The organism is Roseateles aquatilis (assembly GCF_002205645.1).
In the GTDB taxonomy this organism is placed as follows: Bacteria; Pseudomonadota; Gammaproteobacteria; order Burkholderiales; family Burkholderiaceae_C; genus Roseateles; species Roseateles aquatilis.
This window is the reverse complement of record NZ_NIOF01000002.1, coordinates 201451-227484: the sequence shown is the minus strand read 5'-3', so window position 1 is coordinate 227484 and position 26034 is coordinate 201451. Positions and strand designations below refer to the sequence as shown.

Genomic DNA, 26034 nt, shown 5'->3' with positions numbered 1-26034 from the left:
GCATCGAGCATTGCTTGAAGCCGTGGCGCGTCATCCAAAGGGGACGGGACGCCGCGGGCGCTCGCAACCGCCGAGGCAGCCAACGATGCGGCCGCACCGAGTAGAAGTCTGCGTCTATCCATCTCTGATCTCCTGGCCTGACGGCCTCTGACGAAGCCCGCACCGCGCGGGCTTCCTCCTGCACATCGTATCAAGCAATACTTGATTCGACGAGTCGGGTATACAGCGTCGCTTGATTTTGTACAGCATTGCTTTATTCTTGCTCTATCGACGCGCCACCCCGGCGCCTTGGAGGGCAGATGGAACAGCAAGCGAATGTCGGCGCGACCGGCAACCTGACAGCGGAGCAGCTCGAGGCGCTCGAGCTCGACAGCGGCAGCCACCCTGGTCCCGACGCCGGCCATTGCCTCCTCGAGGTGGTGAGCCTGTTCGCGGGCGAGGACTTCGGTGACTCGCCGGCGTGCGTCGATCCGATCCTGGCGGAGTTCGGCCGCTCGTGGAACGACGGCATGCGCAGCAACGAGGAGCGCGCGCAGCTCAAGCGCTACATCCCGCTGCTGCCGGGTACGAACCAGGGCGCGGAGCTGAGCCAGCTGCGCGGCTGGATGGCGGCGGACTGGCTGATCCGCGTGTGCACCCCGGCGTGGCTGGATCTCTCGCCGTCGATGGCCGAGCACGCTGCGGCGCTGCGTGCGCTGGCACCGATTCATGGGGAGCAGGCGCTTGCGGCTGCGGTACCCACACTCGATAAGGCGCGCAGCGCTGCGGCCGCCGCCAGGGCCGCCGCCAGGGACGCCGCCAGGGCCGCCGCCAGGGACGCCGCCAGGGCCGCCGCCAGGGACGCCGCCAGGGCCGCCGCCAGGGACGCCGCCAGGGACGCCGCCTGGGACGCCGCCAGGGACGCCGCCTGGGACGCCGCCAGGGACGCCGCCTGGGACGCCGCCTGGGCCGCCGCCTGGGACGCCGCCTGGGCCGCCGCCTGGGCCGCCGCCCTATCGGCGCCGACCTACGGTGAGGCGCGCGCCGCGGCAGATAAGGCTCTGGCTCCGACGTGCGAGCAGTTGCAGCTGAGCGCGCACGAGCTGTTCCTGGCCATGATCAATGCGGAGCTGCGTGCCGAGTCGGCGCAGGTCCCGAGCAACGGCGAGGCTCAGTGATGTCGGCCGGAACCACCACCGTGATCCTGCCCGTGGCGATCGTGGAGACGATGCGCGACCTGGTCGGGTTCAAGCGCCAGCAGCGCGAGTACGACGAGAAGGCGCGCGTTGCTCGAGCGCTGCGCGCCGAGGCTGAGACGACGCTGGAGCGCGAGAGCTTCACGCGCGGCGAGTTGCAGGCGCGCGAGCAGGAGATCGCGGCGCAGCGCCTGGCGCTGAATATGCGCGCGAAGCTGGAGGACCTGATCGAGCGCCACGCGGAGGACATCCTGTCGGACGCGCGCTTCGCGCCGGTCGGCGACTGGGGCCCGACGCATCAGCGGCGCGAGGTGGCGGCATGAGCGCCCTCTTCCACCAGGGCCTGCCCGCGCCGGGCGCGTGCACGGAGTGCGACCTCGACCTGCGCATCGCGCAGATCACGGAACCGCTGCCGCCGATGCCGGCGGAGGCCTGCACCGAGGTCGGTGCCGAGCCCGTCATCGATCCCACCGACTGGGCCTTCAGCGACTTCACGCTGGTCGTGGCGAGCCTGGCTATGGGCATCGTTGGCTTGGCCAACTTCCTGGTGGCGATGGCCAAGGGGATCCAGCCATGACGCTCGACCGCCCTGTCGCGCAGCCCGATCACGAGGCCATGGACGAGACCGGCGAATGGGCGTGCCCGCAGCCGGACATGTCGATGTGCTCGCCCGATCACCTCACGCCGCCCGATGCGCCGTCGCAGCGCAGCGACCGCTTCTCAACCATCGCCGCGCTCGTGCTGATCCTGCTGCTGTGGGCGCTGGGCTCGTTCATCGACAACGTGAGCAACCAATGATCGACCACCCTGTCCACATCGTGCCGCGAGCGGCCTCGCAGAACGTGCTGAAGGTGCGGGCGTCGAGCTGGGGCAACCTCTTCGACTGCGCGTACGCGTGGGAAGGCGTCCACATCCTCGGCTACCGCAAGCCCGCGGGCCTGCGCGCACAGCTGGGCACCGCCGTGCACGCCAGCACGGCCGCATTCGATCGCGGCCGCCTCGTCGGCGCGGAGCCGGTCAGCGCGATGGACGCGGCCGACGTGCTCGTGAAAGAGCTGCGTGAGCCCGAGCGCGATGTCGACATGAACCAGGACGACCTGACCGTGCGCGACGCCGAGCGCATCGGCCTGGCGCTGCACGCCATCTACTGCAGCGAGATCTCGCCGCGCTTCAACTTCACGAGCGTCGAGCAGACGCTCAACCCGCTGCAGATCGACTGCGGCGGCGGCCAGATCGTCGAGCTGACCGGATCGATGGACCGCTCGCGCGTGGCCAATCAGTTGGAGGGCGTCGTCATCCCCGACGTGAAGACCGGCACGCGCGTGATCGTCGACGGCGTCGCCCAGACCAAGGGCCGCAGCGCGCAGCTGGGCACCTACCAGCTGATGTACGAGCACACCGAACGCGTGCCCACGGTCGGCGCCCAGATCCTGGCGCTGGCCACGAAGGGCAAGCCCGCCGGCGCGATCTCCGGGATCTTCGACGCCAAGCGCGTGATGGTCGGAACGGCGGACCAGCCCGGCCTCATCGAGATCGCCGCCGGGATGTTCCGCAGCGGCCTCTTCCCCCCGAACCCGCAGAGCGTGCTGTGCAGCGAGCGCTACTGCGCGCGCTGGAGCCGCTGCCACTTCCACGAGTAACCCGAGGACCTCGACCCATGAACGCACCCGTCCCCCTTCAGACCGTCCAACAGCAGGGCGGAGCCATCGCCACGGTGCCGCAAGGCGGCCAGATGGTCCGAGCTGGCTTCTTCGACCTGGCAGGATTCGAGCTGCTCCAGCGTGTGGCCAAGGCCTTCGCGACCTCCACGCTCGTGCCCGTCGCGTACCAGGGCAACGTCGCCAACTGCATGATCGCGCTCAACCTGGCCAGGCGCCTGGGCGCCGACGAGCTGATGGTGATGCAGAACCTGTACATCGTCCACGGCAACCCCGGCTGGTCGAGCAAGTTCCTGATCGCCTCGGTGAACACCTGCGGCCGCTTCAGCAACATGCGCTACGAGTGGAAGGGTAAGCCGGGCGATGACGACTACGGCTGCCGCGCCTGGGCCACAGAGCGGCTGAGCGGCGATCGCCTCGAAGGCATCTGGGTCGACTGGAAGATGGTGAAGGCCGAAGGCTGGAACTCCAAGAACGGCAGCAAGTGGAAGACCATGCCGGACGTGATGTTCCAGTACCGCGCCGCGGCCTTCTGGACCCGCGCGTACGCGCCTGAGATCAGCATGGGCCTGCAGACGCAGGAGGAGCTTCAGGACGTCATCGACGTGCACGCCGACGGCACCTACACCGTCACCACCGAAGCGCTGCGCAAGGAGATCGGCGTCATCGACAACGACGGCGTGATCGTCGACGGCCAACCTTCGGCAGACGCCCAGCCCGATGGGCAGCCGGCGGAACAGAAACTGGATCCGGCGCCTGCACCGAGCCCCGCGCCCGCGCCTGAGCCCGCTGCGTCGCCCTCCCCCGCCGCATCCTCCGCGCCCGGCCCGCGCGGCCGCCGCTCCACCGCCGCCACGGCTCCCGCCGGCCTCGAGTAACCGATCAATGGGGCCGGCCGGCGTTCCGGTCCGTCTCCCTCCTCCTGCTCCGATCCCGGAGCGCTGAGCTGGCCCCACCCACATCCACAGGGACACCGACATGAAGATCACCAACATCGACGTCAACAGCGTGCTGGGCATCCGCTCGGCTGCGATCACCATCACCAAGCCGGTGGCGCTCTTCGCCGCGCACAACGGCAACGGCAAGACCTCGCTGGCCGAGGCCGTGCGCATGGCGCTGAGCGGTGACCTGGCCGCGCGCGGCGTGAAGCTGAAGAAGGACCTGCAGGCGCTGGTGCACGAGGGCATGGCCGACGGCCTGACCGAGGTGCAGATCGACGGCGGCGCGCTCGCGTGGGCCCAGCTGCCCAGCGGCAAGACCGTGCCGGCCACGAAGTATGCGCCGCACGCGATGCTGCCCTACGTGATGGAGCCCGAGCGCTTCGCCGCGCTGGACGAGAAGGCGCGCGGCACGATGCTGTTCGAGCTGCTGGGCATCAAGATGAGCCCGAAGGCGGTGATCGAGCGCCTGGTCAAGCGCGGCATCGACGCGACCAAGGCCGAGCGCGTGGGACCTCTGCTGAAGGCTGGCTTCCCCGCCGCGTGCGCCGAGGCCAAGGAGAAGGCGACGCTGGCCAAGGGCGCGTGGCGCCAGGTCACCGGCGAGAACTACGGCAGCGAGAAGGGCAAGACCTGGACGGCCGAGGTGCCGGAGCATGACGCGGTCGCGGCCGCCGCGATCGGCGAGAAGCTGAGCAAGCTCGACGCCGAACTCGAGGAGAAGCAGCTGGCCGTCGGCGAGCTGCGCGCGCAGGGATCGCGCCGCGCCGACCTGAACACCAAGCTGCCCGAGCTCAAGACCAAGGTCGACATGACCGACCGGGTCGAGAAGAAGCTGGAGACGGACAAGGCCAGCCTGGCGGACTTCCAGCAGAAGCTGCAGGCCGCGCGCGCCGAGGCCGGTACCGGAAAGCGTGAGGGGCTGGTGCACGACCTGGCCGCGTCGCTCGAGACGATGTTCTCGCACCACTACCCGGAGGGCGACTTCCAACTCGACGACAAGGACCGCGCGATCGTCGAAGAAGCCGCGCGCGTGCTGGACCAGTACGAGGCCGAGCACGGCCAGATCGGCGCGGAGGGCAACCCCGATGCCCTGGCCAAGATCCCGGCGCTGGAGAAGTCCGTCGACCTGATGACCAAGGCCGTGTCCAACGGCGAGCGCGACCTGACCGCGCTGCGCCAGCTCGCCGGCGAGATCAAGGCCATCAAGGAGGAGCTGGCCCAGCCCTTCGACTCGAAGGCGCTGCAGGCGGCCGAGACCAAGATCGCCAACATCAAGACCGAGCGCTCGGAGCTGACACGGCAGTCCGCCGCGATCCACGCGCTCAAGGTCGCCGCCGACGCCGCCGGCAAGAAGACGGCCGAAGCCGCGGAGCACCACGCCGACGTCGAAGCCTGGACCGCCTGCGCCGACGCGCTCGCGCCCACCGGCATCCCCAACGAGATGCTGGCCGAGGGCCTGGAGCCCTTCAACGAGCGCCTGGCGCAGAGCGCCGTGGATGCCGACTGGTTCCGCGTCAGCGTCAACGCCGACATGACGATCGACGCCGGCTTCGAGACCAACGGCGAGCTGGAGGTCCGTCCCTACAAGCTGCTGAGCGAGTCCGAGAAGTGGCGCGCCGACGCGATGCTCGCCGAGGCCGTCAGCCACTTCTCCGGCCTGAAGTTCCTGATGCTCGATCGCTTCGACGTGCTGGACCTGGATGGCCGCTCCAACGCGCTGCTGTGGCTCAAGACGTTGAGCGATCTGAACGAGCTCGACACCGCGCTGGTGTTCGGGACGCTCAAGGCCGCGCCGATCGCCGACACCTTCCTCGATCCCTTCTGGCTGGAGCACGGCGAGATCGCCGAGGAGTTCGAGGCCGCCTGATCAACGGGGCGGCGCGACGTAGCCGGCGAAGGCCCTGGACGCACCGGGCAGCACTGCCGGGCAAAGGGCGCCCCCCACCCTTCCCACCCTGACCGAGACCACACCATGAGCCTGATCATCTTTTTCGACACCGAGACCACGGGCCTGCCCGACTTCAAGGCCCCCAGCGAGGCTCCTCACCAGCCGCACCTCACGCAGATCGGCGCCATCCTCGTCGACGAGGACACCCGCGAGGAACTGGAGACGCTCGACGTGCTGGTGAAGCCCGACGGCTGGGAGATCGGCGAGGAAGCCGCGGCGCTGACCGGCATCACCACCGAGCGCGCGCTGGCCGAAGGTATCCCCGAAGCCGAGGCCGTCGATCGCTTCATGGCCATGCACGCCAAGGCCGCCGGCCGCATCGCCTTCAACGAGGCCTTCGACTGCCGCATCCTGCGCATCGCGCTGATGCGCTACCGCGATCCGGAGCAAGCCGACGCGTGGAAGACCGCGCCCGCGCTGTGTGCCGCGACCGCCTCCACGTCCATCTGCAAGTTGCCGCCCACGGCCAAGATGATCGCCGTGCGCCGCCACCACCCGAAGACGCCCAAACTGTCCGAGGCCTACGAGTTCTTCACCGGCCGCCAGCTCGTCGGAGCCCACAGCGCGATCGTCGACGTGCGCGCGCTGATGGCCGTCTGGTGGGCGATCCAGGACGGCATCCGCGAGCGCGTCGTCCTCGACGACCGGGCCGCGGCCTGACCAGTTTCCGGGCGACTCGGCATCAGGACTGACGGCTTTCCTCCCTGGCCAATCCCAACTCCCTGATGCCCCGCGCGAGCGGCGCCCGCTTTCTTCCCAACCACTCCGATAGGAGACCCCGTGAACGACCAGCAGATCGAGAACGAAATCCAGGCCAAGGGCCTGACCGCGCCGCGCGTGACGCGCAGCCAGATCGAGGACGCCATCGCGTCCATCGACTTCGTGACCCACACCTCCGCATCGGGCCAGATCCTGCGCTGGGCGGTGCTGAACATGGTGAACGGCTATGCCGTCGTCGGCCGCCCGTCGGTCGCGGTCTCGCCCGAGAACGACGACGCCGAGCTGGGCAAGGAGATCGCCACGGACAACTCGATCAACGAGGCGTGGCCGCTGCTGGGATATGAGCTGAAGTCGAAGCTGGCTCACCAGGCCGAGCTGCGCGCCGAGGTCGAAACGAAGACCTACAGCGACGGCACGACCGCCACTGGCGTCTCGCCTCTGCCCAGCGATTCGCCGGCCGACCGTACGGCCTGACCCTCCAACCGCAGCCCATTGCACATGGGTCCCGCCAGCCATCCCCTTTGCCCTCAGGAAGACATGGACGCTGGAACCACGGGGCACTTTACGAGGCCAGCCCAGGGTCCCTCGGCGAATGTGCAGAACCCTGACCTGATCGCAACCACCGAAAGGACGCCATGACCTTCGCCATCGAGAAACCCACCAAGGCAAAGCTGGAGGACGTCCGCGTCCTGTCGCAGAAGAACCGCCAGGCCGACGAGAACCCGGGCATTCAATTGCCTCTGAGCGTGAAGCTCAGCAACCACGCCCTGGCGTCGCTCAACGGCGCGCTCAAGGAATTCCTGTTCACGAAGAACGGCGTCGAGAAGCCCGTCGCCACGCGCAAGAAGGACAACGCGACGGCCGGGCTGGAAGGCGTCGATCCGATATCGGACCTGCCCGACCTGTCGCCGATCGGCTCCAAGATCAAGGCCTTCAACTGGAACGAGGAGGTCACGGGCGTCACGCTGACGATCGGCTTCGCGACGCAGAAGCTGGAGATCACCGACGGCGTGGCGCGCGCCTTCCGCATCCAGCCGCAGGAGGGCGGCACGATCCAGCTCAAGTTCATCGTCGAGGCGCCCGACGCGTCGGAGAAGGTCTTCGCCAAGCTGGCCAAGTTCAAGTCGCGTGAGGTGGAGATTCAGCTCGTGCAGCCCGCGTCCGCGCAGGTGGACGTCGAGGACGACGACGCTACCAAGACGAAGAAGCTGACGCCGCAAGAGGCCTGGCCCTTCCCCAAGGACCAGGACAAGAAGACCCCGGCGCAGAGCGCTGCCGACGCCTTCGCTGCCAACGAGGGGGCCGGCAAGAACAAGCCCGCCAGCCAGGTGCCGCAGCCGCGCCAGCGCCGCGCCAGCGCGAATCGCCCGTCGCTGAAGTCGCCCGTCGAATGACCGGCCCCATCGTCCCCCGCGTCGAGATCGAGCGCGAGATCTTCCGCCACCTCGAGGAGGGCGCTACCTCCGACCAGGCGGTGGAGTGCGTCGCCTCGAGCTACTGCCTGCCGGTCGAGGCCGTCGAGTCGGTGATCGAAGACCTCGAGGAGGCGTGATGCGCATCCTCTACCTGCCGCTCGTGCGCCAGTACTTCGAGGACATCCGCGACGGCCGGAAGCCCGAGGAGTACCGCCGCGCCACGCCGTACTGGCGCAAGCGGCTGGAGGGCCAGACCTTCGACATGATCGTCTTCACGCTGGGATACCCGGCGCGCGACGACCACGAGCGGCGCCTCGTGCGCCCGTGGCGCGGCTACCGCGTCACCACCATCACCCACCCGCACTTCGGCCCGGAGCAGGTCAAGGTCTTTGCGATACGAGCGAACTGAAGCGATGACCAGCCTCCTCCTCTCCGCCGAAGAGATCGTGGCCCTCACCGGCTACAAGCAGCCCGGCGCGCAGCTCGCCGAGCTCAAGGCTCAAGGCTTCCACCGCGCTCGTCGCAACGCTGCCGGTCACGTGGTGCTCGAGCGCGCGCACTACGATGCCGTCTGCGCTGGCCAGCGACCCACCCAGGCTACGCCCGCGCTCCGACCCGTCAAACCGCGCCTGCGCGCCGTCGCATGATCCGCAAAGCCTCCGGCCTTCCGCCCCGTGTCTATCCCAAGCACGGGGCGTATTACTTCGTCACGATCGAGCGCAAGTGGATCCGCCTGTGCCGCATCGCCGACGGCGCGCAGGCGCTGTACGCGGCGCTGGCCAAGCACCTGAAGGCCGACAACGAGCGCGACGGCATGCCGGCCGTCATCGGGCGTTGGGTGGAGTCCAAGGACACCGAGTGGTCCACCAAGACGAAGAAGGACCAGGAGCGCCTGGCCGCGCTGATGGCCGAGGCCTTCGCCGACTTCGCGCCGGCCCAGGTGACGACGCCGGTCTGCGCCTCCTACCTGAAGGCCTTCGCAGCGACGCCGCGCACCTACAACATGCACAGGACCATGCTGCGCCAGGTGCTGGCGTTCGCCGCGCTGGAGGGCCTGCGCGAGGGCTTCAACCCGGTGGACAACGTCCCGACCAAGACGCTGGCCGGCCGGAAGCGCCTGGTCACGGACGACGAGATCCGCGCACTCAAGGCCGCGGCGCTGCTGCAGTCCCGCAACGGCGAGGCGCTGGTGCAGATGATCGACCTTGCGCTGCTGACTGGCCAGCGGATCGGCGACCTGATCAAGCTGCGGTGGCAGGACGTCACGGACGCGGGCGTGCTGGTCGAGCAGGACAAGACCGGCGAGCGGCTGCTGATCCAGTGGAGCCCTGCCCTGCGGGCCGCCATCGATGCCTGCGCCCGCGGTGACCGCATCGGCCACGTCCTCAAGACGCAGAGCGGCAAGGGCTACCGCTACGCCGGAATTCGCAGCGCCTGGGTGCGCGCGTGCGTGCGCGCCGGCATCGAAGACCTGCACATCCACGACCTGCGCGGCCGCGCCGGCATGGACGCCCGGGAGGGCGACGGCCTCGAGGCGGCGCGCGATCTGCTGGGCCACAAGTCGATCCGCATGACCGAGCACTACGTCGACGGCAAGGCGCCGCGCAAGGCGCGCCCGGCGCGCTAGTCAGGGTGTGATCGGCGTCTAACTGGCGCCCGACAGGCCCCATAGAATGGGCCCAGCTCCAGCCGATCAGAGTTAGACGAATCTGGAGCCAGCCCGCGCAGATCCTGGATTTCTACCCTGCCTTCTAAGCAGCAGGTCGGGGGTTCGAGTCCCTCCGGGCAGGCCAAGAACATCGACGCTCGGACGGCCGCGTCAGACGGCCGCCGACACTCGTCTCACGGTTTGAATCAACGGTTTGACAACAGGCCGCGAAGTCGGCTCAGGGAGAAGGACATGACCAGGAACATCCTCCGTGCGCCGCGGGCGACGCTGGCGGCCCTCGCGCTGCTGTGCGCCGCGACCGGCGTGGACGCCACCGGCATCACCGGCAAGCTGCTGATCGTGGCGATCGACAAGGACATCGCCGGCAACCTCGTCTTCATCAAGCTCGACAAGCCCAAGGCGTCCTTCCCGCCCTGCCAGATCAACACGGCCTGGGACTTCGTGCTGCCGCTGAACGACGCGGCCGACAAGAACATGTACGCCATGCTGCTGACGGCCAATGCGACGCAGCAGACCATTCACGCGCGAGGCCGCGACGTCTGTCCGCCCGAGTTCGGCAGCATCGAACGCCTGGAAGGCTTCCGGTTCACGCCGGCGCCTTGAGGCACGGGGCAAGGTGCCGGGTCAGGCCCGCAACGACGCGAGGCCGTGCGGGCCTGGCCGTCAACTCCTGAAATCGATCGCCCGCTGCGCCGCTTCCAGTGCCGCGTCGGCCGCGTAGTTCCAGGAGTCGAAGACGCGTTCCAGCTCGTGCCAGTAGCCGTCGAGCACCGGCTCGCCACCGGCGACCGGGTGAGCGGCGATCACCTTGAACCGCGCTCGATAAGGCCCCTCCCCCACGACTTCGCGGACGAACCAGCGTCCGTTGTGGCCCTCGACTGCGCCGACCGTGTCGGTGTTGTCGGTGTTGTTCGTCATTGAGGCGCTCCTTCTGGTTGTGCCGGACATGCGGCGTTCGATCCGACCCGACGTCGGTCGCCGCTGCCTTGGCGACGGCAAGTTTCGCTCCAACTGTCATCCCGTGCCACGGAAGGGGACGATCTTTTACCGCCGCCTCACAATGCCCCGCCCGGGCGATAGGCGAAGCAACTTCCAGGCCTCGGGTGTCGGTTTTCATTACACCCGCTGACCCGGTTTCAAGGGGCGACGCGCGCAAGTGCTTGACCCGCCGCCCCTGCGGGGGAATGGCGCGGATGTTGCTTCCGACTTCGTCTTCCTCCCCGCCACAACGAGAAGAACGATGACACGTCCGACCTCCCCCATCAGCTGGATCCGCGCCACGCTCGCCGCCGCGCTGTGCGCCGTCGGCGTCGCCGCCCAGGCCTCGGTGCTGATCCTCGGCGCGCCGCAAAGCGCCGCCGGCTTGTCCGACATTCAACAGAAGATCGAGGCCACCGGCCTGATCGGCGGCACCGTCGACGTCTTCAACGTCGGCTCCGGCACGCCGACGCTGGCGATGCTGCGCGCGTACGACTCGGTGATGGTGTTCTCCGATGCACCGTACGCCAACGCCGTGACGCTGGGCGACGTGCTGGCCAACTATGTCGACGCCGGCGGCGGCGTGGTCGAGGCCGCGTTCTCTCACTTCTCCGCGCCGCTGCGTGGCTTGAGCGGCCGCTTCGTCTCGCAGAACTACGACGTCTTCAACATCTCCACCAACCAGCCCAGTTGCGGCAGCCTGGGCGTCGTGTCGATGCCCGGCAGCGCGCTGATGGTCGGCGTGCACAGCTTCGACGGCGGCCCGGCCGGCACCTGCAACAAGGTGACGCTGAAGGCCAACACCCAGCTCGTGGCGAGCTGGACCAACAACCAGCCGCTGCTGGCCTACCGCCTCGATCACAACGCACCGGTCATCGGCCTGAACATGTACCCGGTGTCCGGCGATGCCGTGAACGGCCTGTGGGACGTCACCACCGACGGCGCCGTGCTGATGGCCAACGCGCTGTCCTTCGTGGCCCGCGTCAACGGCGTGCCGGAGCCGGGTTCGCTGGCGCTGATCGCCATCGCCGCCCTCGCGGCCGGCGCGGCGACACGTCGCCGTCGGGCCTGAGGCTGGGACACGACGTCGGATCCGGGGAATCGGCTGGTGCCTGGCGCACATCGTGGGACCGTTCGTCGGCCTCGCGCCCCTGGCACCGAGGGATACTGCCGCCCCGCCCGCACGCTGGAGGCGGGTTCACCCGACGACGAACGCCCGCACCCGCATGTCCACGACACCGTCCTTCCTACAGTTCCCCGTGCCGCCCGCCGACCTGGTCATCACGCCGGAAGAGCGCGCCGCGCTGTACTTCCTCCCGCAGGCGGTCGGCGGCATGCCGGTCAGCGAGGACATGCAGCAGCGCCTGCAGGACAAGGGTCTGGCCACGGCGATCCGCGAGGACGGCCGTCGCTGGCTCACCGAACTGGGCGACCGCGCGCGGCTGGGCAAGATTTGACCCCGTGCGGCCTCGGCCGCGGGCGTCGCGGCGAGAGCCGCGGGCCGGCTTCAGCGGCGCTGGTACTGCGTCGCGCCGAACAGCGTCTCGCGCGCCTTGTCGTCGACCAGCGGCTTGCGCCGGTCGGCCAGCACCTCCACCCCGCGCCTGACCGCCGGCCGCGCGGCGATCTCATCGAACCAACCCTTCAGGTGCGTGTATTCGGAGAGCTCCACGCCCTGGTTCTTCCAACTGCGCAGCCACGGGAAGATCGCCATGTCCGCGATGCCGTACGCCGGGCCGGCGATGTACTTGCTCTGTGCCAGACGCTTGTCGATGACGCCGTACAGTCGCTGCGCCTCGTTGGTGTAGCGGTCGATGGCGTAGGCGATCTTCTCGGGCGCGTAGATGCGGAAGTGATGCGCCTGCCCCAGCATCGGCCCCACGCCGCCCATCTGGAACATCAGCCACTGCAGCGCCTCGTAACGGCCGCGTGTGTCGTCCGGCAGGAAGCGGCCGGTCTTGCCGGCGAGGTAGAGCAGGATCGCGCCGGACTCGAACAGCGCGATCGGTTGGCCGTCGGGCCCGTCGGGATCAACGATCGCGGGGATCTTGTTGTTGGGACTGATGGCCAGGAACTTCGCGTCGAACTGGTCGCCGGCGCCGATGTCCACGGGAATCACCCGGTAAGGCAGGCCGCATTCCTCCAGCATGATGTGCACCTTGTGGCCGTTGGGCGTAGGCCATGAATACACTTCGATCATCAAGCGTTCTCCGTTGGGGCGCGACGCCCCGGTTGTCGGCACGGCAATGCACGGACACCACGGCGCGCGCGCATCGTCCCACCTCATGGTAATCAAACAAATCAAACAGTGGTTCACGGCCCGCGCCAACGCGGCCCGGTGGCGCCCCCTGAGCGACTGGGCCTCGGATCGGGGCGGCCAGTTGCGCCACGCGCGCGACGGCCGCGGCTTCGTCATCGATCTGCCGCGCAGCCTGCCCGGCCTGACCCGCATCGAATGGGGCGCCTCGCAGCGCAGCTACATCGAGGGCTTCGAGCTGCGCATGCGCTGCGAGCTCAAGCTCAACGCGGACATGCAGATGATGGTCATCGAGCGCAAGCTGATGGAGCATCTGGAGAGCAGCGTCTTCGAGGCCTACACCGACACGCTGCGCACCCGCGTCGACACCGACACGCCGGAGGAGATGCGCTGGCTGGTGATGTTCCCGAAGCAGACGCAGATCGAATCGAAGCTGGTGCGGCAACGCTTCGGCGCGGTCGGCATCAACCGCGAGCTGATCATGGCGTGGCTCGACAAGAGCCTGTCGGACCGGCTGGCGCAGGCCACGCAGGACGTGGTCATCGAGGGCCGGCCCTTCGTGCTGCTGAGCCTGCGCGGCAATGTCTACCTGCGCACGTCGATGGCCGATCCGACGCTGGCCGAGGTCCAGGCGCTGGTCAGCGTGCTGGAGTCGGCCGCGCTGAGCGCGCAGGCCGTGCATCAGCGCATCGGTGACGGCGGCCCCTGGCCGACCACCACCTCGGTGGCCTGGCACAGCCGGCCGTCGGAAGGCGACTACAACGCGTCGGCCTGATCCCGGCAAGGGGTCAAAGGGATCAAAGGAACAGGTCCGCCGCGCCGGCCACCCGTTCGGTGCAGTCGATCAGCTTGCCCTGGCCGGTGATGAAGGCGCAGCGCACCGGCTCGCCGGGCTGCAGCGCCATCACGGCCTCGCGATAGCGCCAGAGCTGCGTGATGTAGTCCGGGTTGTGCTGCGGCGCCGGATGCAGCTTGTAGTCGAGCACCCACCAGGTCGGCGCGCCGCTGGCGTCGTGCCGGCAGACCAGGCGGTCGAGCCGCATGTCCCTGTCGCGCCAGCTCAGCGGCACCTCGTTGCCCTGCCACGCCAGTTGCCCGGCATCGAAGAACGGGCCGCAGTCGCGGCTGCCCAGGATCGCCCGCACGCTGCGCTGCAAGCGCTCTTCCCGCCGGGAGTCGAGGCCGTACATCTGCGCCGCCGCGTCCATCAGCCGCTCCAGCGCGTGCGCGCCGCCCTGCGGGCCGCTGTGCCATTCGAGGACGCGATGCAGCGCCTCGCCCAGCGCGGCGCTGTCCTCGACCGCCTCGGGGCTCTGTCCGATCGAGGCGGCCGTGCCTTCGGCATCCGCGCCGGGCTCGTCCGGCATCGGAAGCGGTGCCACCACCGGCAACACTTTGAGCGGCGCGACCTCATCGCCGGCCACGATGCCGGTCGATGCCGCCTCCGGCACTGGCAGCGGCTCCGCCTGCGGCTGAACACGCGCCCACCAGCTCGCGGACGCGCTGGCCCGTTTCGCCGGCGTGCGACTCAGCAGCAACCGGCTGCGAGCGCGGGTCATCGCGACATAGAGCGCATTGAGTTCCTCGCGCTGGCGCTGGTCCTTCTCGTCGTCGAGCAGCGCCTGCAGCGACGGCGGCGGCCGGCTCTCCGACACGATGAACGCCACCGTGCGCGGCACCGGCTCATGCACCGGCCAGGAGATCGCCAGCGCCATGCTCTCCGAGCGTGCCGGACCCGCCTCGGCGTCCATCAGGATCACCACCTTGGCCTCCAGCCCCTTCGCGCCGTGGACGGTGAGCAGTTGGACGGCATCCGGCTCGGCGGGCGCGCCCAGCTTCAACGCGCGACTCTTGAGCGCACGCACGAACCCGTACAGGCCGGAGTAACGGCCGCCGTCAAGCTCCAGCGCGAGCGCCAGCAGCGCCTCGACCGCATGCAGCCGCGCGCGACGCTCGCTGGCCGGCACGGCCGCCGCCAGGCGCGCCATCAGGTCGCCCTCGTGCACGATCGCGTCGAGCAGGTCGTGCGGGCTGCGCAGCGCGGCGATCGAGGTCCAGCGCGTCAGCAGCGTCCGGGCGCGTCGCAGCGGATCGCTCAGTTGATCAGGGTCCGCCTGGAGCAGGATCTCCCACCAGGAGCGGAGGACCGGGCCGGGATCGGGCGGAACTTCCGCGTCCGCGTCCGCGTCGGCGTCCGCGTCGGCGTCCGCGTCGGCTTCGGCTTCGGCTTCGGCTTCGGCTTCGGCTTCGGCTTCGGCTTCGGCTTCGGCTTCGGCTTCGGCTTCGGCTTCGAGAGGGCTATTTCCTTCCGCGCGCCCTTCCGTGGGAGCGGGCTGCTTGGCTGCACCGTCCGCATGCTCCGGCTCCGCATGGCCTCCACGGGGCATGAGGGATCCGTCCTGCCCCCCCATTCCCCATTCCGGCCCGGCAGCACTCGCTGTGTGCGTGGGGTCGTGGGGTGAGAGGGCCTGGTGCGTCGGGCCGGCTTCCTCCTGGCCCAGCCATCGCACCGAGCGCGATTCGGCGGCGAGCCACAACAGATCGGCCTCGCTCGCGCCGAACAGCGGACTGCGCAGCGCGTGCGCCAGCGACAGCTGATGGCCGCTCGATGCCAGGGCGTCGAGCAACGCCAGCAGGTCCCGGACATCGGGCGCGTCCAGCAGCGCCATGTCTTCCGGCGCCGCATGCGCGATGCCGCGTGCTTTCAGCACCTGCGCCAGGACCCGCAGGCCATCCCGCTTGCGGGCCAGCACGAAGATCTCGCCCGGCAGGGCCTCGCCGCGCGACAGCAGATCCGCGATGCAGGCGGCGATGCGGCAAGCCTCGGCCTCGCGGCGATGCAGCTCCGGCTCGCGGCGCGGCTCGGTCAGGCTGGGTCGCCAGACGCCCTCCTCACGCGACGAGCCGGACGATCCCGACGCGTCGTCCTCATCCCCCGCGATGAACAGGACGCCGTCCAGCGGATCTCCCTCGCCCGACTCCGTCGTGTGCGGCCGGAAGCCGCTGTACTGCTGCGCGAGGCTGGCCGACTCGAACACCGCGTTGACCGCGCGCAGCACCGGCGGCGAATTGCGCCGCGTGTGGTCGCAGGCCAGCAGCACGCCGTCCAGACCTTCTCGGACGAAGTCCCGTGCCGCGGCGAAGACGCGCGGCTCGGCGCGGCGGAAGCGATAGATGCTCTGCTTGGGATCGCCGACGATGAACACCGACGGCGGCCGCTGTCCGCTCGCGCCGCCACCAGCGCCGACGTAGCTCGACAGCCATGCGTACAGCGCGTGCCATTGCAGCGGGCTGGTGTCCTGGAACTCGTCGATCAGCAGATGACGGACCTGGCTGTCCAGCCGCTCCTGCACCCAGCCGGACAGCGCCGGATCACCCAGCAGCGCCAGCGCGCCGCGCTCCAGGTCGTTCATGTCGACGAGGCCGCGCTCGCGCTTGAGCCGCTCGAATTCATCGAGCAGCACCAGCGCCAGCGCGCACATCTGCCGGTGCCAGTGGCGCGCCTGATGCTGGTCGATCGCCAGCGCCAGTCGTTGCAGGCGGTCCAGCAGCGCCGACAGCGCGGGCGAATCCCCCAGGTTCTTGCGCGGCGTGCCCTCGGCCGTGAACAGGGCCTGTCGCACGCCCGCGAACGCATCGGCGTCGACCCCATGCAGCGCCTGCTCGATCGAGGTGGCGCATTTCTTCGGCGTGACCTTGGTCGATTGGCCGAGTTCCACGGCCAGGGCCTGAAGGTCGCCCCGCATCGTGGCGAAGGCCTCCAGCGGGGTCGCCCAGGCGGCCAGCTCGGGCACGACCTCGGCCGCCTCGGGCATGCTGTCCAGCAGCCGGCCGTGCTGATGCGCCAGCCGCAGCTCGACGCGTTTCTCGAAGGCCGAGGTCAGCCATCCCTGCAGCTTGTTGCGGCCATGGATCAGGCTCAACTCGCGGTAGGCCTCGAGCAAGGTCTCGTCCGCCAGCACCGCGGTGTGGAAACGCTGCCAGAGCTCGGGCATCAGGTCGCTCTCGTCCTCCAGCAACTGCAGCTCGGGCGACAGGCCCTGCGCGCGCAGCAGCTCCAGCGGCGCGGCGCGCAGCAACTGCGAGAACCAGGCGTGGAAGGTGCGGATCTCCACCGAGCGCGCCGCTTGCAGCAGCCGCTCCTGCAGGGTCGCGAGCTGCGGCGCCAACGCCGCCGCCCGGTCCGGCGGCAGGCCGCGCTGGAGCAACGCGAGCACCCGCCCCGCGTCGTCGCAATGGGCGAATTCGTGCAGCCACTCGTTCAGGCGGGCGCGCATTTCACCGGCCGCCTTGCGCGTGAAGGTGATGGCGACGATGTCCTGCGGGCGCGCCCCGTCCAGCAGCGCGCGCAGGATGCGCGACACCAGCATCCAGGTCTTGCCCGCGCCCGCGCAAGCCTCGACGACGACGCTGCGCGCCGGGTCGCAGGCCAGTTGATAGAAGCGCTCGCGCGCGACCGGCGCGCTGTCGAGCGTGTAGGCCGCGACGCCGGAGACCGCGGGGGCGGCACTGGCACCGGCACCGGTCGCGGCACTGGGGGTCGCGGCCGTGGTCGCCAGCGATGGCGATGGCGATGGCGATGGCGACGCGCTGGGCGTGGTCGCGTCCGTCGGCGGATTCATCGGCGCGGTCAAGGCGCGGCTCCTTCCCAGTCGTCGCGGCGGCACAGCCCCCGCATCTCGCAGTACTCGCAGGCGACGCCTTCACCCAGCGCCGGCAACGCATCGCCGCCGTGGATCGCCATCAGATCGGCACGCAGGCCGTCGAGCATCGTCGCGGCGGTGTCCTCGACATGGTCGTGCTCGATCTCGGTCGGCCCCTTCGCGTCGTCCAGCGCGAGGTACTGCGCGCGCAGCCGGCGCGCCTCGCCGCCCCCCGCGCCGCCAGCGGCCGAACCGCCCCCCTGCCCCTCGCCCGCCCCCATCAGCACGGCATACACCGTGAGCTGCGTATCCTCCAGCGGCTCGGCGACCTTGTCCTTCAAGCCTTTCACGCTGCCGGTCTTGTAGTCGATCAGCAGATGCCCATCCATCCCTTCGTCGACGCGGTCGATGCGCCCCAGCAGCGCCAGATCCTCCAGCGCCGGCTCGATGCCGGCCCACGGTTGGACACGGCGCTCCAGCTCGCCCCGGTCGTAGCGCTGGCCTTCGGCTTCGCGCCCGGCCAGCCAGTCCAGGTAGGCCGGCGCGAAACGCGCGAAGCTGGCCGAGTACGGCAGGAACTCCGCGGGCGACAGACCGAGCTCTCGCATCTGGTCCTGCGCCGCGCGCTGCAACCGCGCTTCATCGTCCAGCGATGAGCCGGCCGCCCCCGCGCGCTCCTGGTGAAACTGGTGCAGCACCGCGTGCAGCCAGGTGCCGTAGTCGCGCTTGTCAGCCTGGACTTCGAGCTCGTTGGACTCCCGCAGGCCCAGCACCACGCGGGCGAAGAATTGATAGGGGCACTGCCGCAGCGACTCGACCGCGCTGGCGCTCAAGGTCGCGGGCAAGCGGCCTGGGGCATGCGCGCTGGCCCGGCGGGTGTGCGCGGCGGGCACGGCCTGCGTCAGGCGCGGGTCCGTCCAGTGCGGCAACGCGCCCTGGCCCGCCGCCTGCATCGCCAGATCGAGCCGGTCCAGCAACGGACTCGCGGCCAGCGGCTCGCTGCCGAGGTGGCCGCGGCGCAGCAAGGTCACCGCGGGCGCGCGCAGCAGTTGCGCGAACTGCCAGGACAGCGCCAGACGCTTGTCCTCGACCGTGGGCAGGCCCAGTTGACGCGCCAGGCTGTCGCCGATCAGCACCGGCCCCGGGGGCACGGGGCCCAGCGTCGCCGCGTCCGCGCCCGGCAGCACGATCGCGCCGAAGGGCCGCAGCATCGTCCGCGCGAGCGGCGTGATCATGATCTGCAGGCCGCCTTGCAGCGGCGGCACGTACTGCGCCGCCTCCAGCGTGTCGGACACCCAGGCGACGAACTCGGAGGCGGTCAGTTGCGCCTCCTTCAGCACCGCCTCATGCGCCGAGCCGGGCCACGGCGAGCGCCGCAGCCACAGCGCGTCCAGCACCTGCGGGCCGCCGGCGGGCTGGCGGTCGAGCTGGTCGTCCGCGCCGAGCTGCTTCAGCATGTCGCGCAGCAAGGTCAGCCAGGCTTCGAGCGCTTGCGCGCCGCGCGCGTCCCGCAGCGGCGCCAACGCCTCCTGGGCGGCTTCCCACAGCCGCGCGCTACCGGGGAGCAGCTTGTCGACACGGACCGCCTGCGGCGCCGACCAGCCGCGCTGGCGGCAGCGGGCCTCCAGCGCGGACAACGCGGCACTGCCGCCGCGATCGCGCAGCGACGCGGCCAGCGGCGTCTTCATCCAGGCCAGGCAGTCGTCGACCGTCGCGTCGCGTCGCGTGGCCCGCAGCAAGGCCATCAGTTGCGCCGCGGGGGCGGTGGTGGCGAGCGTCCAGCCGGTCTCGTCCTGGATACCCAGGCCCTGCCGCTCCAGCAGCGCGCGCACGCGCCGCAGCAGCACCCGGTCCTGGGCGATCAACGCGACCGGTGCGCGGCCCGCCAGCAAGTGATCCAGCACCGATGCCGCGCTGCATTGAGCGAGGTCCTCGAAGTCGTCGCAGACGGCCTGCTCGACCCGGCCCGTCAGCCCGCCACCGCCGTCGAAGACGTGGTCGAGCGGCAGGTCCGCGCTCAGGCGCAGGCAGGGAATGCCGGCGGCCTCGGCGCTGTCGAGCAAGGCGTCGGCCAATGGATCGGGACCTCCGCAGCGCAGGTGGATCCAGGCGCTGGGACGCAGGGAGAAGAGTCCGTCGGTGGCCGGCGCGCGCGGATCGGCCGCGGCCCATTCCAGCGCCACGGCCAGCAGCGCCCGTTCCAGGTGGCCGACGCCGCTCTGGCCGGCGAGGATCTGGCGGCCTTGGTCCCAGAACTCGGACCGCCGCGCCGGATCACGCAGCGCCGCGGCGCGGGCCAGCGCATGGGCCGCCTCGACCAGCCGTTGCACGGCGGCGTCATGGGTGCGGGGGTCGTCGTCGAGCAACTGCCGCGCCCAGCTCTGCCCGCGCAGCAGCGCGCGGGCGGCGAGCGCGTCGATCGCGGCGTCGCCAGTCAGTTGCTGCGCCTGCGCGAGCGCGCTCGGCCCGAGCGCGGAAGCCAGGCTGTGGGTCGTCTCGATGCGCGGCTGCCAGCGCGAGAGCGCCATCCACGCCCGCCGCGCCGGGGCCAGATGCTGCGCGAACGGCAGCAGCAGGACGGCGTCGCGGGCGGGCAGGTGGCGGGACTCCAGCCAGTCGGCGGCGCGGCCGGCGACGCGGTCCCAGAGGGCGCCGCCGCCATGGGCGGCGTCCAGCGGAAAGTCGATGGGAGCGATCGGAGCGGCCGGAGCAGGCGGCACGGTCGGGGACGTCGTGGCGGACGGGGGCGGCGGCGTCATCCAGGTCATCGAGGTCGGGGGGCTCTGCAAGGCGTTGGCGGGCATCGAGAGGCATCGAAGGCGCCGCGGGGATCGACAGGCCTTGAGATCCGCGGTCCGTACCCGCATCTGCGGCGAGTGCCTACTCGGACCGGGGGCTCTGGGCTTGTGTAAGAATTCATTGTGCCTGGATCCCTGAGGCCTCCGGGCGACAGGATTGTCGCCGGGCAGACGACCCCACCCGAGGCACCCGCCCGGCAGGGACTTCAAGCAAGGACTCCACCCATGAGCAGCGAACAGATCAAACACATTTCCGATGCGTCCTTCGACAGCGACGTGATCCAGTCCGACAAACCGGTGCTGGTCGACTACTGGGCCGAGTGGTGCGGCCCCTGCAAGATGATCGCCCCCATCCTCGACGAGGTGGCCAAGGACTACGGCGACCGCCTGCAGATCGCCAAGCTCAATGTCGATGACAACCGCGAAGTGCCGGCCAAGTTCGGCATCCGCGGCATCCCGACACTGATGCTGTTCAAGGGCGGCCAGCTCGCCGCCACCAAGGTCGGCGCCCTGTCCAAGGCCCAGTTGACGTCCTTCCTGGACGCTCACCTATAATCATCGAATTCGTCGGGGCCCGCGCGGCCTCGACGGACAACTTGCCAACACGCCCTCCCGGGGCAAACGGCGTCTCAGGACGCCGTCGATGTTTCCGGGTGAGCGCGTGGACTCGGCGCCCAAGCTCCCGCATCTTTCTTGTCCGCTGTCATGCGGCACGCGCGTCCCTTGGGCTCGCCGTTGTTTATGTCCCTGGTCTTGGCAGGCCCTGGACGACCGACCGGGTCATCCCCCCATGCATCTTTCTGAACTGAAGGCGCTTCACGTCTCCGCCCTGATCACCATGGGCGAAGAACTGGAGATCGACAACGTCGCTCGCTTGCGCAAGCAGGAGCTGATGTTCTCGATCATGAAAAAGCGCGCGAAAGCCGGTGAGCAGGTCTTCGGCGACGGCGTGCTGGAAGTGCTGCCGGACGGCTTCGGCTTCCTGCGCTCGCCAGAAGCCAGCTACATGGCCTCGACCGACGACATCTACCTGTCGCCGAGCCAGATCCGCCGCTTCAACCTGCACACCGGCGACATGGTCGAAGGCGAAGTGCGGGTGCCCAAGGACGGCGAGCGCTACTTCGCGCTGGTCAAGGTGGACCGCGTCAACGGCCTGACGCCCGAAGAGTCCAAGCACAAGATCATGTTCGAGAACCTGACCCCGCTGTTCCCCAAGGAACAGTTCAGGCTCGAGCGCGACATCCGCGGCGAGGACAACATCACCAGCCGCATCATCGACCTGATCGCTCCGCTGGGCAAAGGCCAGCGCGCGCTGCTGGTGGCCCCGCCCAAGAGCGGCAAGACGGTCATGATGCAGCACCTGGCGCACTCGATCGCGGCCAACTATCCCGACGCCCACCTGATGGTGCTGCTGGTGGACGAGCGCCCCGAGGAAGTGACCGAGATGCAGCGCACCGTGCGCGGCGAGGTCATCAGCTCCACCTTCGACGAGCCGGCGGCTCGCCACGTGCAGGTCGCCGAGATGGTGATCGAGCGCGCCAAGCGCCTGGTCGAACTGCGCAAGGACGTGATCATCCTGCTGGACTCGATCACGCGCCTGGCCCGGGCCTACAACAACGTGCTGCCCAGCTCCGGCAAGGTGCTGACCGGCGGCGTGGACGCCAACGCGCTGCAGCGCCCGAAGCGCTTCTTCGGCGCCGCGCGCAACATCGAGGAAGGCGGCTCGCTGACCATCATCGGCACCGCGCTGGTGGACACCGGCTCCAAGATGGACGAGGTGATCTACGAAGAGTTCAAGGGCACCGGCAACTGCGAGATCCACCTGGATCGCCGCATGGCCGAGAAGCGCGTCTATCCGTCCATCCTGCTGAACAAGTCGGGCACGCGCCGCGAGGAACTGCTGCTCAAGGCCGAGATCCTGCAGAAGACCTGGATCCTGCGCAAACTGCTCTACCCGATGGACGAAATCGAGGCGATGGAGTTCATCCTCGACAAGATGAAGGCCTCCAAGAACAACATCGATTTCTTCGACATGATGCGTCGAGGCGGTTGAGTTCTCTCGACACGAGGTCTTCACGGAAGCCGCCCCTGGGCGGCTTCTTGCATTTCAGCTATACTCGACGTTTTTCCGCTGTCGACAAGTGCACTGCGCGGTGCGGTGTGGCTGGCGGCACAACAGCGAGGCGCTCAAGATGGCTAAAGAAGGCATTCACCCTAACTACCGCGACGTGGTCTTCCTGGACCAGTCCAACGGTTCCCAGTTCGTCATCCGCTCGACCGTGACGACCAAGGAATCGATCAAGCTGGACGACGGCCGCGAGCTGCCGCTGGTCAAGCTGGAAACTTCCAGCGAATCGCACCCGTTCTACACGGGCACGCAGAAGAGCATCGACAGCCTGGGTGGCCGCGTCGAGAAGTTCCGCAACAAGTTCGCCGGCATCGTCCCGAAGAAGGCCTGATCCAGGCCTCGGTGGTCGACCCCACGGTCAGCCACCCGACGATCGAAAGGCAGCCCTCATCGGCTGCCTTTTTTCATGGTCGAAACGATCGACGCCCGGCCCGCCATCCTCCCCGCCGATGAGGGCGACGGCGGCGACACGGGTGATCGTGTTCACAGGCATGCCGTGGCGTCGACGCGACCCAGGTCTTTACCGCACGGCGTCCGGCGACTTCCCTCGCCCCTCACCCAAGCTGCGGCATGATGCGCACCGGCATCCAAAACGAGAACGAGACAGACGCGCATGAATCTGCCTACCCCGGCCGTCGTGGCCGAGCGCAGCACCCACCCGATCCCGCGCTGGGCGCTCCTGCTGTTGTGCGGCGCCTATGTGCTGCCCGGACTGTTCGGCCGCGACCCCTGGCGCAATGCCGACCTCACCGCCTTCGGCTACATCGCCAGCATCGCGCAAGGCCACGCCTCCTGGTTGCAGCCCGCGATCGCCGGCCTGCCTGCGGATGGCGGCCTGCTGCCCTATTGGGTGGGCACGCTCGGCATCAAGCTGCTGCCGTTCCTTGAACCATCCCTGGCGGCGCGTATCCCGTTCGGCCTGATGCTGGCCGCCGTGCTGGCGCTGGCCTGGTACAGCTGCCTGCATCTGGCCCGCACCGAGGCGGCCCAGCCGGTCGCGTTCGCGTTCGGCGGCGAGGCCCACGCGGTCGACTACGCCCGCGCCATGGCCGACGGCTGCCTGCTGGCGCTGATCGCCTGCATCGGCCTGTTGCGGCTGGGCCATGAGACGACACCGGAGATCCTCCAGCTGCTCGGCATCACGCTGTTCGTCTACAGCCTCGCGGCGGTGCCGTTCCGACGATGGAAATCACGCGCGGCGATGCTGGTCGCGCTGCCGGTGCTGGCCACCAGCGGCGCGCCCGCGGTGGCCTTGGCGCTGGCGGTCGGCGCGGCCTGGCTGAGCTATCGCTCGACCTATGAGGACGCTCGCAAATTCCTGCCCTGGATCCTGGCCGCGATGGCCTTGGCGGCACTGGTCGCCTGGCCAATGCATGGCTGGGCCTGGCGTGTCCGCGCCAGCGGGCGCAGCCTGCTCGACTGGGCGCGGCTGGTGGGCTGGTTCTGCTGGCCGGCCTGGCCATTGGCGCTCTGGTCGGCATGGCGCTGGCGCTCGCACCTGATGCGGCGACACATCGCGGTGCCGTTGCTGGCCTCCGTCGTGCCGCTGCTGTGCAGCCTGCTGATGGGCGCGGACGACCGCGCGCTGCTGCTCGCGCTGCCGCCGCTGGCGGTGCTGGCGAGCTTCGCGCTACCGACCTTCCAGCGCAGCGCGAGCGCCCTGCTCGACTGGTTCTCGGTGTTCTTCTTCAGCGCGGGGGCGATCTTCCTGTGGCTGTACTACAGCGCGCTGCAGCTCGGTTGGCCGCCGAAGTTCCTGGCCAACGTCCGCCGGCTGGCGCAAGGGTACGAGCCCGAATTCGGCCTGCTCACCTTCATCCTGGCGATCCTGGGCACGCTGGCCTGGATCTGGCTGGTGCGGTGGCGCACGGCGCGCCACCGTCATGCGATCTGGAAGAGCCTGGCCCTGCCCGCAGGCGGCGTCGCGCTGGCCTGGATGCTGTCGATGACGCTGGGCCTGCATCCGCTGAACTACGCCCGCAGCAACAAGCCGCTGGTGGATCGCGTCGCGGCGCAACTGCCGCCCGGGATCGATTGCATCGCGGCACCGGGCTTGCCGCTGCACGTGCTGGCGGCGTTGGAGTTCCAGGGCAACTGGAGTGTCGACGCCACCCGGGAGCTGTCGCAGGCGCGCTGCTCGTACGGCATGGCGGTGCAGGCGGAAAACACCCCGGCGCCGCCGACGGGGTGGCGCGTGCTGGGCGTCGTGAGGCGCCCCACCGACCGCTTCGGCACCTATCTGGTCATGCAGCGCGACCGTTGATCCACGCCGATCGTCGTTGATGGGCGGGCCGCGCCGCGGTCCGTCCTCAGCGACCCCTTTTCAGCGGTCGTCGCCGCCGGCCAGCGCGGCGGGCGCCGATTCGTCGCCCATCGCCGTCGCGTCGGCCAGGCGAAGCCGCGCGGCCGGGAACTGCAGCTTGAACTTGGAGCCCTTGCCGGGCTCGCTCTCGATGCGCAGTTCACCGCCATGGCGCTGGACGACGTGCTTGACGATCGACAGCCCCAGGCCCGTGCCGCCGGTGTCCCGCGAGCGGCTGCCGTCGACACGGTAGAAGCGCTCGGTCAGGCGCGGTAGATGTTCGCGCGCGATGCCCGGACCGTTGTCGATGACGGCGATCTCTCCGCCATGGTCCGGCAGCCAGCGCCATTGCAGCTCGATGCGACCGCCTTCCGGCGTGTAGCGCACCGCGTTGCTGACGAGGTTGGCCACGGCGCTCAGCACCTCGGTCTCCACGCCCGCCAGTTCGAAGCCGGTCTGATGCTCGCAGACCAGCTCATGACGGCCGGCCGACAGTGCCCGCGCATCGGCGGCGACGCGCCCCAGCAGCGAGTCCAGCGCAAGCCAGTTGTCCGCTCCGGGCCTCGGGCTGCCTTCCAACTGCGCCAGGGTCAGCAGGTCGCCCACCAGCGTCTGCATCCGCGTGGTCTGCTGCTGCATCAGGTGCAGCACGCGCTTGCGCTCGGTCTCGGTCAGTTGCAGGCTGGCCATCGTCTCGATGAAGCCGGCCAGCACCGTCAGCGGCGTACGGATCTCATGCGACACGTTGGCGACGAAGTCGCGGCGCATCGCCTCCGAGCGCTCGCGGTCGGTCACGTCCAACGACAGCACCAACCGGCGGGACTCGCCGGCCACGCCGTAATCGCGCACCAGGACCTGCAGCGTCGCCTTGCCGCGCGCGTTGTTCAGCGTCAGCGGTTGCTGATACTGGCCCGACTGCAGGTAGGACACGAAGGCGGGATAACGGACCAGGTTGGTGATCCGCTGCAGCTTGTCGCGCTGTGGGTCGAGCGAGAAGTGGTCCGCCGCGACCGTGTTGCACCACTGGATGTGATCCAGCCCGTCGAGCAGGATCACGCCGTTGGGCGAGGCCTCGATCGCGAGCAGGAACTGCTCCAGCTGCTGCCGCTCGCGCTCGTAGCGGCGCTCGCGATCGCGCATGCCGCGCTCGACGCGGTAGGCCAGTTCGCCCCACAGGCCGCTCAGCCGGGGCGCGTCGTCGTGCTGATCACCGCGCAACCAGACGATCAACCGGTGCGCGCGCGCCGCGTCCCACAAGGCCATCATCACGACGGCCACGCCGGCGGCCAGCGCCGCCGCCAGATGCGGCATCCGTATCCATTCGCCCAACCACCATCCCAGCCCGCCCGCGACGCCGGTGCACAGCACCAGCATCAGCACCCGCGACAACATCCAGGCCATC

The 26034-nt window shown here is 69.5% G+C and carries 27 protein-coding genes; 22 read left to right on the top strand and 5 right to left on the bottom strand.

Annotated features, from left to right (window positions below):
* Positions 1-299: 299 nt before the first annotated feature.
* From CDN99_RS28970 to CDN99_RS06450, 15 genes are all read left to right on the top strand, one after another.
* A complete protein-coding gene (locus tag CDN99_RS28970) occupies positions 300-1157 on the top strand; it encodes a hypothetical protein (protein WP_193531693.1) in 858 nt (285 codons plus the stop codon).
* Entirely contained in the window at positions 1157-1498 is a 342-nt protein-coding gene (locus CDN99_RS06515; RefSeq protein WP_088383819.1) for a hypothetical protein, read from the top strand. The genes CDN99_RS28970 and CDN99_RS06515 overlap by 1 nt, the downstream gene beginning before the upstream one ends.
* Positions 1495-1752, top strand: a complete 258-nt coding sequence (locus tag CDN99_RS06510; protein ID WP_088383817.1) for a hypothetical protein — start codon at positions 1495-1497, stop codon at positions 1750-1752. The genes CDN99_RS06515 and CDN99_RS06510 overlap by 4 nt, the downstream gene beginning before the upstream one ends.
* The gene (locus CDN99_RS06505; RefSeq protein ID WP_088383815.1) at positions 1749-1973 is read left to right on the top strand and encodes a hypothetical protein; all 225 of its coding nucleotides are present in this window, start codon (positions 1749-1751) and stop codon (positions 1971-1973) included. The genes CDN99_RS06510 and CDN99_RS06505 overlap by 4 nt, the downstream gene beginning before the upstream one ends.
* Positions 1970-2815, top strand: coding sequence for a RecB family exonuclease (locus tag CDN99_RS06500; RefSeq protein ID WP_088383813.1), 846 nt, complete (start codon positions 1970-1972; stop codon positions 2813-2815). Before CDN99_RS06505 ends, CDN99_RS06500 begins: the two co-directional genes overlap by 4 nt.
* 17 nt (positions 2816-2832) lie before the next feature.
* Complete coding sequence (locus tag CDN99_RS28965; protein ID WP_193531692.1) at positions 2833-3711, top strand: hypothetical protein; 879 nt, start codon at positions 2833-2835, stop codon at positions 3709-3711.
* A 100-nt stretch (positions 3712-3811) separates the two neighbouring features.
* Entirely contained in the window at positions 3812-5641 is a 1830-nt protein-coding gene (locus CDN99_RS06490) for a recombinase RecF (protein WP_088383811.1), read from the top strand.
* Positions 5642-5746: 105 nt separating this feature from the next.
* Positions 5747-6382, top strand: coding sequence for a 3'-5' exonuclease (locus CDN99_RS06485; protein ID WP_088383809.1), 636 nt, complete (start codon positions 5747-5749; stop codon positions 6380-6382).
* A gap of 120 nt (positions 6383-6502) precedes the next feature.
* On the top strand, positions 6503-6916 hold the full coding sequence (locus CDN99_RS06480; RefSeq protein WP_088383807.1) for a Gp49 family protein: 414 nt from the start codon (positions 6503-6505) through the stop codon (positions 6914-6916).
* Between the two features lie 161 nt (positions 6917-7077).
* Positions 7078-7836 carry a hypothetical protein gene (locus CDN99_RS06475; protein WP_088383805.1) on the top strand — a complete coding sequence of 253 codons (759 nt, stop codon included), beginning with the start codon at positions 7078-7080 and terminating at the stop codon, positions 7834-7836.
* The gene (locus CDN99_RS28595; protein WP_158218767.1) at positions 7833-7994 is read left to right on the top strand and encodes a hypothetical protein; all 162 of its coding nucleotides are present in this window, start codon (positions 7833-7835) and stop codon (positions 7992-7994) included. The genes CDN99_RS06475 and CDN99_RS28595 overlap by 4 nt, the downstream gene beginning before the upstream one ends.
* Positions 7994-8266 (top strand): RNA-binding protein, encoded by a 273-nt coding sequence (locus CDN99_RS06470; RefSeq protein ID WP_088383803.1) that lies wholly within the window; start codon positions 7994-7996, stop codon positions 8264-8266. Before CDN99_RS28595 ends, CDN99_RS06470 begins: the two co-directional genes overlap by 1 nt.
* A gap of 4 nt (positions 8267-8270) precedes the next feature.
* Entirely contained in the window at positions 8271-8504 is a 234-nt protein-coding gene (locus tag CDN99_RS06465; RefSeq protein WP_088383801.1) for a DUF4224 domain-containing protein, read from the top strand.
* Complete coding sequence (locus CDN99_RS06460; RefSeq protein WP_088383799.1) at positions 8501-9484, top strand: tyrosine-type recombinase/integrase; 984 nt, start codon at positions 8501-8503, stop codon at positions 9482-9484. The genes CDN99_RS06465 and CDN99_RS06460 overlap by 4 nt, the downstream gene beginning before the upstream one ends.
* A 273-nt stretch (positions 9485-9757) precedes the next feature.
* Positions 9758-10129: a hypothetical protein gene (locus tag CDN99_RS06450; protein ID WP_088383797.1), complete on the top strand. Its 372-nt coding sequence runs from the start codon at positions 9758-9760 to the stop codon at positions 10127-10129.
* A gap of 60 nt (positions 10130-10189) precedes the next feature.
* On the opposite strand, the gene CDN99_RS06445 is transcribed toward CDN99_RS06450, so the two are convergent.
* Positions 10190-10444: a hypothetical protein gene (locus tag CDN99_RS06445; protein ID WP_088383795.1), complete on the bottom strand. Its 255-nt coding sequence runs from the start codon at positions 10442-10444 to the stop codon at positions 10190-10192.
* A 322-nt stretch (positions 10445-10766) separates the two neighbouring features.
* On the opposite strand from CDN99_RS06445, the gene CDN99_RS06440 reads away from it, so the two are divergent.
* Both CDN99_RS06440 and CDN99_RS06435 read left to right on the top strand, forming a co-directional pair.
* Entirely contained in the window at positions 10767-11576 is an 810-nt protein-coding gene (locus CDN99_RS06440) for a PEP-CTERM sorting domain-containing protein (protein ID WP_088383793.1), read from the top strand.
* 154 nt (positions 11577-11730) lie between these two features.
* Positions 11731-11961 (top strand): hypothetical protein, encoded by a 231-nt coding sequence (locus CDN99_RS06435; RefSeq protein ID WP_088383791.1) that lies wholly within the window; start codon positions 11731-11733, stop codon positions 11959-11961.
* Positions 11962-12011: 50 nt separating this feature from the next.
* Here CDN99_RS06435 and CDN99_RS06430 read toward each other — a convergent pair whose 3' ends face one another.
* Positions 12012-12704 (bottom strand): glutathione S-transferase N-terminal domain-containing protein, encoded by a 693-nt coding sequence (locus tag CDN99_RS06430; protein ID WP_088383789.1) that lies wholly within the window; start codon positions 12702-12704, stop codon positions 12012-12014.
* An 85-nt stretch (positions 12705-12789) separates the two neighbouring features.
* On the opposite strand from CDN99_RS06430, the gene CDN99_RS06425 reads away from it, so the two are divergent.
* Positions 12790-13536 (top strand): hypothetical protein, encoded by a 747-nt coding sequence (locus tag CDN99_RS06425; RefSeq protein WP_088383787.1) that lies wholly within the window; start codon positions 12790-12792, stop codon positions 13534-13536.
* 22 nt (positions 13537-13558) lie between these two features.
* Here the strand turns inward: CDN99_RS06425 and CDN99_RS28860 are convergent, their stop codons facing one another.
* Both CDN99_RS28860 and CDN99_RS06405 read right to left on the bottom strand, forming a co-directional pair.
* Positions 13559-17395 carry a UvrD-helicase domain-containing protein gene (locus CDN99_RS28860; protein WP_162296486.1) on the bottom strand — a complete coding sequence of 1279 codons (3837 nt, stop codon included), beginning with the start codon at positions 17393-17395 and terminating at the stop codon, positions 13559-13561.
* The gene (locus tag CDN99_RS06405) at positions 17392-20208 is read right to left on the bottom strand and encodes a PD-(D/E)XK nuclease family protein (RefSeq protein WP_088383783.1); all 2817 of its coding nucleotides are present in this window, start codon (positions 20206-20208) and stop codon (positions 17392-17394) included. The genes CDN99_RS28860 and CDN99_RS06405 overlap by 4 nt, the downstream gene beginning before the upstream one ends.
* A gap of 219 nt (positions 20209-20427) precedes the next feature.
* Between CDN99_RS06405 and trxA the strand changes: the two genes are divergently transcribed.
* The 4 genes from trxA to CDN99_RS06385 all read left to right on the top strand — a co-directional run bounded on the left by trxA (position 20428) and on the right by CDN99_RS06385 (position 24593).
* On the top strand, positions 20428-20757 hold the full coding sequence (gene trxA, locus CDN99_RS06400) for a thioredoxin TrxA (protein ID WP_088383781.1): 330 nt from the start codon (positions 20428-20430) through the stop codon (positions 20755-20757).
* Between the two features lie 235 nt (positions 20758-20992).
* Positions 20993-22255: a transcription termination factor Rho gene (rho, locus tag CDN99_RS06395; RefSeq protein WP_088383779.1), complete on the top strand. Its 1263-nt coding sequence runs from the start codon at positions 20993-20995 to the stop codon at positions 22253-22255.
* Between the two features lie 139 nt (positions 22256-22394).
* Entirely contained in the window at positions 22395-22661 is a 267-nt protein-coding gene (locus CDN99_RS06390; RefSeq protein ID WP_088383777.1) for a type B 50S ribosomal protein L31, read from the top strand.
* 282 nt (positions 22662-22943) lie between these two features.
* Positions 22944-24593, top strand: coding sequence for a hypothetical protein (locus tag CDN99_RS06385; RefSeq protein ID WP_088383775.1), 1650 nt, complete (start codon positions 22944-22946; stop codon positions 24591-24593).
* A gap of 60 nt (positions 24594-24653) precedes the next feature.
* On the opposite strand, the gene phoR is transcribed toward CDN99_RS06385, so the two are convergent.
* Positions 24654-26033: a phosphate regulon sensor histidine kinase PhoR gene (gene phoR, locus CDN99_RS06380; protein ID WP_088383773.1), complete on the bottom strand. Its 1380-nt coding sequence runs from the start codon at positions 26031-26033 to the stop codon at positions 24654-24656.
* Position 26034: the final 1 nt, after the last annotated feature.